Genomic DNA, 8,536 nt, shown 5'->3' with positions numbered 1-8,536 from the left:
GGGCGCGATCTCGGCCATGACGGGGAGCATAATTCCGCTATCCTCGCCCATGACGGCCAGCCCGTTGACCCGGCCTTCGACGCCCTCGTCGGTGACCTGCAGTTCGTAGTCCTTGCGCCGCTCGATGTAGTCGTCGGCGAGCTGTTGTTCGATCGAGCGCGAGCGCTCTTTGGCTTGCAGAACGTCGTCTCGGGTGGTGTGGTCGCGGTCCTCGGCACGGGCAATGTCGCCGGCAACCCGAACGAGACCTCCGAGATTCCGAAACAGCAGCGTGAGATGGTCTTTTCGGCCCGCCCGGCGCTTTGCCTCGAGGATGAGCTCCTCGACGGCCTCGCGCTCGAAGTGGGGAAGGCGACCGTCGCGTTCGACCTCCTGGGCGATAAAGCGGGCGTACTTCCGGCGCATCTCGGGGGTATCCTCGATGGTGTCGTCCATGTAGACCTCGTAGCCGTAGCCTTTGATCCGCGAGCGCAGCGCAGGATGCATGTTCTCCATCGCATCGAGGTTCCCCGCCGCGATCATGACGAAGTCACAGGGGACGGGTTCGGTCTGGACCATCGCGCCCGAGGAGCGTTCGGACTGGCCGGTGATCGAGAACTCGCCTTCCTGGATCGCCGTCATCAGCTTCTGTTGGGTCCGGACGTCGAGGGTGTTGATCTCGTCGACGAACAGGACGCCTTTGTTTGATTTATGGATCGAGCCCGGTTCGACGCGGTCGTGGCTGGGCGTCTCCATGCCGCCGGACTGGAACGGGTCGTGGCGGACGTCGCCCAGCAGTGCACCGGCGTGAGCGCCGGTGGCGTCCTCGAAGGGGGCGGTTCGCTGATCGCCGTTGTCGACGATCATGTTCGGCACCATCGCGTCGGTGCCACGGGAGGTGTAGCGGAAGATCAGCCAGACGATACCCGCCGCGAGGATCCCAAGGAGGATGTTCATCGCGAGGATCGCGTAGCCGATAATGATCGCGATGATGATCCACATGAGGATCGAGCGCATCTGGTTGCGCTTTCTCGCTTCCTCCTTGTGGGCGTCGATGATCTGTTCGCCCTTGCCGGCGGGAACGGTCCGAACCTTCGGTTCGTTACCGTCGTCGGGGTTGTGATAGACCAGGACGTCCTGGAGATCCTCCTGGGGCAACAGCTGACTCATCGCCTTGGCCAGCATCGATTTCCCCGTCCCGGGCGAGCCGATCATCATCACGTGACGACGCTGTTTGGCCGCCTTGATGATGATGTCTCGAGCCTCGTCCTGACCGATGACCTGATCGACGAGTCGGTCGGGGACCTCGATGTCCGCCGTCGAGTCGATCTGGAGGCCGCCGAGCAAGTCGTCTTCGGCGTTCTCCTCGTCGATTTCGACGCCCGGGTCGACGTCGACCGTGCTTCCCAGATCCTCGACGGTCTCGATCTCGTCGTCCGACGTCACGGGATCGTCGTCGGGATCGGAGCCAGGCCGGAGCCCGTCGGTCGACTCCTCGAGGTCGTCGACATCCTCACGACGGTCGTCGTCCAGTTCCTCCTCGGGCGACGACCGATCTCCCCGACGCTCCTCGGAGCGCTCTTGCTCCGTGACTCGCTTCTCGCTGGAAGCGGAGTTTGGGGCGTCTTCGGGAGGATCGTCAACGTTCGTATCGTTACTCATAGAACTCTGTTCGGTACCTGTCTCGAAGGGATTGCCACTGATATACTTTCTCCATGCGGAGCATGGTGTCAGTGGTTGAAAACACGCCATAGCGGCCCCGACGAACCGATCTAGAATTCTAGCGATCCCGGCCGGGCGGCGACGAACTCGCCACGCTTAAGCGCTGTCGCAGAACACTCTTCAGCATGACGCGGGGGTTTTACATCGGCCGATTTCAGCCGTTTCACAACGGCCATCAGAACATGGTCGAACAGATCGCCGACGACGTCGACGAACTCGTCCTCGGCATCGGGAGCGCCGACGACTCGCATACGGTCCGCAATCCGTTTACCGCCGGTGAACGGATCATGATGATCACCAAGTCACTCGTCGACACCGACCTCGTAACCTACGCCGTTCCGATCGAGGACCTAGAGCGCAACTCCGTCTGGGTGAGTCATGTCCAGAGTATGAGTCCCGACTTCGACGTTGCCTACTCGAACAACCCGCTGGTCATCCAGCTCTTTCGCGAGGCGAACATCGAAATCCGCCAGTCGCCGATGTTCAACCGCGAGGTCCTCGAGGGATCCGAGGTGCGCCAGCGGATGATCCACGGCGGCGACTGGGAGTCGCTGGTCCCCGAAGCCGTCGCCGAGGTCGTCGGAGAAATCGGCGGCGTCGAACGCATCCAGATGGTCAGTGACTCCGATTCGAACGGCGAGTGAGACGGATTGCTGTCCCGATGGTCCGGCCCACTCGCCCCACGGTCGCGGCTGTGCCGGAACTGACGGACAGCAAACCGTACGAGTCGTCGAAAACGGGGAACCGTCGACGGACGGTCGAAAGAACGTGACTCCCGACTCGAGGCGCATCGATTTTTTGGGTCGGCCGACTACGAGGGGTATGATCACGCTCGCTTCCGACTTCGGGACGCCGTACCCCGCAGCGATGAAAGGGGTGATCCTCGAGCGAACCGCGGCGCAACTGATCGACGTCGCCCACGACTTCCCGAGACAGGACGTCCGAACCGCCGCGTTCTGGCTTCGGGAGGTGCTCCCGTACTTCCCGCCGGCGACGCACCTCGTCGTCATCGACCCCGGCGTCGGAACCGACCGCGACGCGATCGTCGTTCGCGCCGGCGAGCACGCGCTCGTCGGCCCGGACAACGGGGTCCTCGTCCCGGCATCCCGGCGACTCGCCGATGGCGGGATCGAGACGTACGTGATCGACGAGTCGGCCCTCGAACCGGTCGTACCCGCTCACGCGCACTCGAGCAACACGTTTCACGGCCGAGACGTGTTCGCACCGGCGGCGGCCGACGTCCACGAGGTCGGCGTCGACTCGCTCGCGTCGCTTCCGTTTCTCGAGGCGACCGACGAGTACGTCGATCTCCGACTGCCGGCGGCGACCGTCGACGCCGACCGTGCGAGCGGCGAGGTCCTCGTCGTCGACGACTTCGGGAACGTCATCACGAACGTTCCGGGGGAGTTCCTCGAGAACAGATCGCGACTGCTCGCGAACGGCGAATCGGTTCCGGTCGGCGAGACGTTCGCGGCCGTTCCAGCCGGAGACCGCCTCGCGACCCTCGGGAGCCACGGCTACGTCGAACTCGACGTCAATCGGGGTCGGGGAGACGACGCGTTCGGACTCGCGGTGGGCGACGGCGTCGTCCTGGAGTCCCTGGAGTCGTCGTCCGGCCGGTAACGGGGATCAACGCGAGGCGAGTCCGCTCGATCCGGGATCGATCACGATCTCGCCGTCAGCCCAGACCGTAACACGACAGTCGGCGAACGCAAACCTGATCGACGCGCCGACGGGTTCGGCGCGATCGGTCCGCCAGTGGGCAACCATGGCGTTTAGCGCGTCGGGATCGACCCGTCGGGAGAGCGTCTCGAGGTCGATCGGCTCGACGTCCCGAAGCGACGCCATCGCCTCGAGCACCGCCGAACTAACGGGTTCGTACTCGTCCTCGTCACACCAGGTGTGATACGTCCGTCGACCCTGGTCGTAGTAGATCGTCCGTCCGGCGTCGTCGACCGCGGTCAGTCGGTCTGGCAGTGATTTCCCGGACATCACGTCTGGATTTTAGACGTGTTAACACATAACAGTGTCGGCCAGACTGACGGAAAATCGACAAACAGCGAAACGACGAACGAAAGAAATCGGGGACGAACGCGGTTATTCCGCGGCGATGACGTCGTCGATACGGACGATCATCGTCGCGGCCTCGGTCGCGCTCTCGACGGCCTCACGTTTGACGTCGGCGGGATCGACGACGCCGTACTCGAACGGATCGTCGATGGTGACCTCCTCGCCATCGGTGATCAGACCAGCCCGGCCCTCGGACTCGTGGGCGGCACGAAGGTCCACGAGCGCGTCGATGGGGTCCTGGCCGGTGTTGGCGGCGAGCGTCCGTGGGACGATGTCGAGTGCGTCGGCAAAGGCCGTCACGGCGAGCTGTTTGCGGCCCTCGATGCCGGCGGCCTCCTGGCGGACTTTGTCGGCGATCGCGATCTCGGTCGCACCCGCACCGGGGACGACCTCGCCGGATTCGAGTGCGGTCGCGACGACATCCAAGGCGTCGCCGATCGCTCGCTCGAGTTCGTCGACGACGTGTTCGGTGCCGCCACGGACGAAGACGGTGACGGCCTCGGCGGCCGCGCCGCCCTCGATGAACGCGAGGTCGTCGTCGCCGAAGTTCTCGGTACGGATCAGGTCGGCCTCGCCGAAGTCGCTCTCCTCCAGATCGTCGAGTGCGCCGACGCGGCGTGCACCCGTCGCGGAGACGACGTCTTTGGCGTCCGAACTCGTGAGGTCGTCGAACAACAGGACGCCCTCGCTTGCGAGTGCCGAACTCACGCGGTCGTCGACGCCGTCGGTTGTGAAGACGACATCCGCACCGCTTTCGGCGATCGTTTCTGCGTAGCCCTGGAGTTCGCCCTCCTCGGCGTCGATCGCGGCGTTGAGCTGATCGATGGAGTCGATCGCGTACTCGGCGTCGATCTCGCCGGTCTGAACCTCGAGTTCGACGTCGAGGACGGCGATGGAGGCGTTCTCGACCTCGCTCGGCATCTCGTCGTGGGCGGGTTCCTCGTCGAGGACGATACCCGGGACGAGTTCGGTCGCGTTCGAGGAGGCACCGATCTGGGTGTGGACGGCGACGTTGTCGCGGGCGACGCCGTCCTCACTGTCGACGTGGCGGACGGCCTCGACGACCGTCTCGGCCAGCGATTCCGCGGTGAGTCCACCGGTACCCTTGCCGGTCATACTCGATTCGGCGACCTGCTTTAGTATCTCGTCGTCGACCTCGGCTTCCTGGACCTGCTCGTCGATCGCCTCGAGGGCGATCTGGGCCGCCTCGTGGTAGCCCTCGACGATCGTCGTCGCGTGGACGTCCTGTTCGATCAAGTCCTCGGCCTCGCCGAGTAAGTTGCCGGCGACGACGCCCGCAGTCGTCGTCCCGTCGCCGACTTCCTCTTCCTGGGACTCGGCGACTTCGACGATCATCTGGGCCGCCGGGTGTTCGATATCCATCTCGTTCAGAATGGTCGCGCCGTCGTTCGTGATGACGACCTCGCCACCCGAATCGACGAGCATCTTGTCCATCCCGCGGGGACCGAGTGTGGTCCGGACGGACTCGGCGACGGCCTTGCCGGCCATGATGTTCGACGACTGGGCGTCTCGCCCCTGGGTTCGCTGACTGTCCTCGCTCAGAATGAACATAGGCTGTCCGCCCATGCGTCGCTGTTGTGCCATCGTTGAATCCTCACTAATATTGTCGTCAGCACTTCTATATAAGTGTTTCCCTACCGATGCCACTCCCTCTGGCGATTACCGTGTGAACGACCGGCACGCAGCTCCGATCGCGAAGTCGGTAGCAAAATATGGATCGACGCGGTACGTTCCCGTGGGATGCTGGAGCTGGAACACGGGTTTCGGGTCGTCGATGTCTACGCTCGACTCTCCCCGGGACCGAGGGATGGGGATACTCGCGGGCCGACGATCTCACCGGATCGGCTCGAGCGAGAGATGCATCAGGCCGGAATCACCAGATCGGTCGTCTTCGCGCCGGCAACGGCGGAGACGAGCTACGTCGGGCCGAACAACAGCGTCGCACGCCACAGCGTCGACCGGCCGTTCGTGGCGTTCGCCCGGATCAACGGGACGAAACGATCCGAGCGAAACACCGCCGGTCGGCTCCACAACGCGGTCAGCCGTCGGAAGGAGTTTCATACGACCCCGAGTGACGTCGAACGCTACGCCTACGACGATCGGTTTCACGGCTTCGTCCTGGATCCGACGGTCGACGACTACCCCGACGAGGACCTACTCGCGGTGCTCGACGACGTCGGACTCCCCCTGATCGTCCGCGGCGGCGTCGAGGCTCCGCCCGACGTGCTCGCCGAGACCGTCCTCGGCCACTCCTTTCCCGTCATCGTCGCTCACTTCGGTGGCCACCCCCTCGAGCGCTCGCTGATGCACGAGATGATCGACCTGCTCGGGGAGTACGACGACTGCTACGTAGAGACGAGTTTCGTCCGTTACCGCGACTTGCTCGAGCGAGCGCTGCTCGAACACCCGGACCGCGTTCTCTTCGGGAGCGGCGCACCGTTCTGTCACCCAGACGTCGCGCTGATGGAGATTCTGACTCTCGACGTCTCCGAGGACAAACTCTGGCGGGCGTTCTCGAAAAACGCCTGTCGGGTCGTCGACGCGCTCGCGCCTGAATCCGAACTCCGACAGTGAGCGACGAGGGTACACTGCCGACCGGCGAAACGACGAGCAGGCCGACGGAGAGTCCCCAGCACTGACCTGAAGCGCCACCCGCCGTCGCTCGCGGGTCGTCGCGTCGGGTCTTCGGCTCGTGCAGCAAACGAGGTAGTTTATACGAGTCCATCGAGATTGCCGTCGTATGCACGCGAGTTGGATCGATCGTCTCTCGGCGCGCCACCGGCGACCGATCGAGGGGTGACCACGGTGGGCTATCCCTTGCCACAGTGGACCGTCGATCGACTCGAACTCGTTCGCATCTACGGCTACGGCCTCTGTATGGGAACGGCCGACGCCCTCCCGGGCGTCTCCGGCGGAACCGTTGCGCTCCTGCTTGGCTTCTACGGGCGGCTGATCGCCGCCATCACCGCACTCACGCCCGGTCGCGTGAGTGCCGTCGTCCGTGGATACGACCCCGATCGCCGGGGTCAAGCGCGGGAAGCGCTCGTCGAGATGGACCTCGTGTTCTTGCTCCCGCTCGGCGTCGGCATGGTGACCGCCGTCGCGCTGATCGCGGGTGCGGTCTCCGCGCTGGCCAACTCCCACCCCGTCGTCCTCTATGGCTTTTTTACCGGGCTGATCGCGGCCTCGGCGGTCGTTCTCTTCCGAAGTCTCGAGTTCGCGTCGGCCGAACACGTCCTCGCCGCCGCGGCTGGCACCGGCCTCGCCGTACTCGTCGCGAGCAACGTGATCCAACTTCCCGGAAGCGGCCCGCTGTTGATCCTGGTCGCCGGCGCGTTCGCGATCAGCGCAATGATCCTCCCCGGCGTCTCCGGCGCGTTGATCCTGATCCTGATCGGCCAGTACGAGTTTCTCTCGACGGAACTGACCGCGTTTCTCGAGGCCCTCGGAAATCTCGTCTCAGGGGGTGGGACGATCGAGGCGGCCCTTGAGCCGGGGACGACCGTCGTGTTGTTCGTCGCCGGGGGGTTCGTCGGCCTCCTGACGATCGCCAGGGTCGTCCGCCGGGCGCTCGAGTACCGTCGGGATCTGACGCTGCTCTTTCTCGTCGGTCTCGTCGCCGGCTCGATTCCCGCGCCGCTGTACAATATCGCGGAGACACACGCCTGGACGACGAGCGTCGTCGTATCGACCGCAATGTGGGCGCTTCTCGGCGCAGTCGTCCTCTTCGGCCTCGATACGCTCGCCGGCGGATTCGATCCCGAGTGACCCACACTACGTTTCCGACTCCTCACGTCGATCGTACACTCTGACGGCCCGATCGTGTCTGGACGAGAGGCCGTTCGGATTCCGTCTCGCGGAGCGATCCGAGTACCGGGCACGAAGCCCGTCACGGTTGCCCGCGGCGGCGTTGGCGACGACGTCGACGCCGTCGGAGAGCCAGTCGGTCGGCGTCACGTCGCCGGAGACGACCCGGAAAATTCCGGAGAGGCCGTCGCGAACCGCTCGGAACGCCGTCCGCCCGAGGACGGTCGGTCGTGGTCCGTAGTTCTTCGCGAGTCGGTAGGTGATCGAACGATACCTCGTTCCCCACTCCGGCTCCGGCGTCCCGCCATCGGCACCGAACTCGCCTCGAACGGCCATCTCGGCGCTCCAGGCGACGTCGAATCCGAGCCCGGCGATGCGGTGTGCACAATCACGCTCGCCGTCGATCTCGAGGTACTCGTCGAAGCCATCCAGCGCCGAGAGGACGGTCCGATCGAACGCGACGTTGTCCGCGTCGAAGGCGAAGACGCGCCGGCCGGCGACGGTGCGAGGCGAATTCGGGTCGCGGTCGTACGGGGTTTCGCCGGTGATCGGCCCGGCGACGACGTCCGATCCGGTCTCGAGTGACCGTTCGATCGCCTCGTACCACCCCGGCTCGACGGTGAGTACACCGTCGAGAAACGCGACGACGTCACCGTCTGCGACGCCGAACCCTGCGTTTCGCGAGACGTTCGGGTTTCGCTCGGAGATCTCGACGAGGACGTCGACGTCGGCTCGCTCGCGAACGGCGCCGGTCGTCCCGTCCGAAGACGGGCCGTTGACGACGATCACTTCAGTCGAGGACGGCGTTCGATCGGCGAGAGCGTCGAGACAGGTGAGTAACTGCTCCCGGTCGTTCAGCGTCGAAACCACTACCGAGAGCTCCATACAGCATCATAGGCCCCCCGAACGGTAAAAAGCAGGTGGGTTCCGCGGCGAA

8 protein-coding genes are annotated in these 8,536 nt (G+C 64.8%); 4 read left to right on the top strand and 4 right to left on the bottom strand.

The window, feature by feature from the left end; genetic code table 11:
• Positions 1-1,641, bottom strand: a 1,641-nt coding sequence (gene lonB / locus GRS80_RS03845; protein ID WP_160046403.1) for an ATP-dependent protease LonB, incomplete at its 3' end; no start/stop codon positions are given.
• A gap of 185 nt (positions 1,642-1,826) precedes the next feature.
• On the opposite strand from lonB, the gene GRS80_RS03840 reads away from it, so the two are divergent.
• Both GRS80_RS03840 and GRS80_RS03835 read left to right on the top strand, forming a co-directional pair.
• The gene (locus tag GRS80_RS03840; protein ID WP_160046402.1) at positions 1,827-2,345 is read left to right on the top strand and encodes a nicotinamide-nucleotide adenylyltransferase; all 519 of its coding nucleotides are present in this window, start codon (positions 1,827-1,829) and stop codon (positions 2,343-2,345) included.
• Positions 2,346-2,523: 178 nt separating this feature from the next.
• Positions 2,524-3,324, top strand: a complete 801-nt coding sequence (locus GRS80_RS03835; RefSeq protein WP_160046401.1) for an SAM-dependent chlorinase/fluorinase — start codon at positions 2,524-2,526, stop codon at positions 3,322-3,324.
• 6 nt (positions 3,325-3,330) lie between these two features.
• Here GRS80_RS03835 and GRS80_RS03830 read toward each other — a convergent pair whose 3' ends face one another.
• Positions 3,331-3,693 (bottom strand): HalOD1 output domain-containing protein, encoded by a 363-nt coding sequence (locus GRS80_RS03830; RefSeq protein ID WP_160046400.1) that lies wholly within the window; start codon positions 3,691-3,693, stop codon positions 3,331-3,333.
• 105 nt (positions 3,694-3,798) lie between these two features.
• Positions 3,799-5,343, bottom strand: coding sequence for a thermosome subunit alpha (gene thsA, locus GRS80_RS03825; RefSeq protein WP_160046406.1), 1,545 nt, complete (start codon positions 5,341-5,343; stop codon positions 3,799-3,801).
• 189 nt (positions 5,344-5,532) lie between these two features.
• Here thsA and GRS80_RS03820 point away from each other — a divergent pair, with 189 nt between their 5' ends.
• Both GRS80_RS03820 and GRS80_RS03815 read left to right on the top strand, forming a co-directional pair.
• A complete protein-coding gene (locus GRS80_RS03820) occupies positions 5,533-6,366 on the top strand; it encodes an amidohydrolase family protein (RefSeq protein WP_149082092.1) in 834 nt (277 codons plus the stop codon).
• 231 nt (positions 6,367-6,597) lie between these two features.
• Positions 6,598-7,560: a DUF368 domain-containing protein gene (locus GRS80_RS03815; protein WP_343161434.1), complete on the top strand. Its 963-nt coding sequence runs from the start codon at positions 6,598-6,600 to the stop codon at positions 7,558-7,560.
• 6 nt (positions 7,561-7,566) lie between these two features.
• On the opposite strand, the gene GRS80_RS03810 is transcribed toward GRS80_RS03815, so the two are convergent.
• Positions 7,567-8,484 (bottom strand): glycosyltransferase, encoded by a 918-nt coding sequence (locus GRS80_RS03810; RefSeq protein WP_160046399.1) that lies wholly within the window; start codon positions 8,482-8,484, stop codon positions 7,567-7,569.
• Positions 8,485-8,536: the final 52 nt, after the last annotated feature.

The sequence above is a fragment of the Natrialba sp. INN-245 genome, assembly GCF_009807105.1.
Taxonomy (GTDB): domain Archaea; phylum Halobacteriota; class Halobacteria; order Halobacteriales; family Natrialbaceae; genus Natrarchaeobius; species Natrarchaeobius swarupiae.
Note: the sequence above shows the minus strand (reverse complement) of the source record. Positions and strands in the feature narration are given on the sequence as shown.

Coding starts and splice junctions, on each gene's coding strand:
- GRS80_RS03840 (WP_160046402.1), top strand. CDS start 1,827: ATGACGCGGGGGTTTTACATCGGCCGATTTCAGCCGTTTCACAACGGC.
- GRS80_RS03835 (WP_160046401.1), top strand. CDS start 2,524: ATGATCACGCTCGCTTCCGACTTCGGGACGCCGTACCCCGCAGCGATG.
- GRS80_RS03830 (WP_160046400.1), bottom strand. CDS start 3,693: ATGTCCGGGAAATCACTGCCAGACCGACTGACCGCGGTCGACGACGCC.
- thsA (WP_160046406.1), bottom strand. CDS start 5,343: ATGTTCATTCTGAGCGAGGACAGTCAGCGAACCCAGGGGCGAGACGCC.
- GRS80_RS03820 (WP_149082092.1), top strand. CDS start 5,533: ATGCTGGAGCTGGAACACGGGTTTCGGGTCGTCGATGTCTACGCTCGA.
- GRS80_RS03810 (WP_160046399.1), bottom strand. CDS start 8,484: ATGGAGCTCTCGGTAGTGGTTTCGACGCTGAACGACCGGGAGCAGTTA.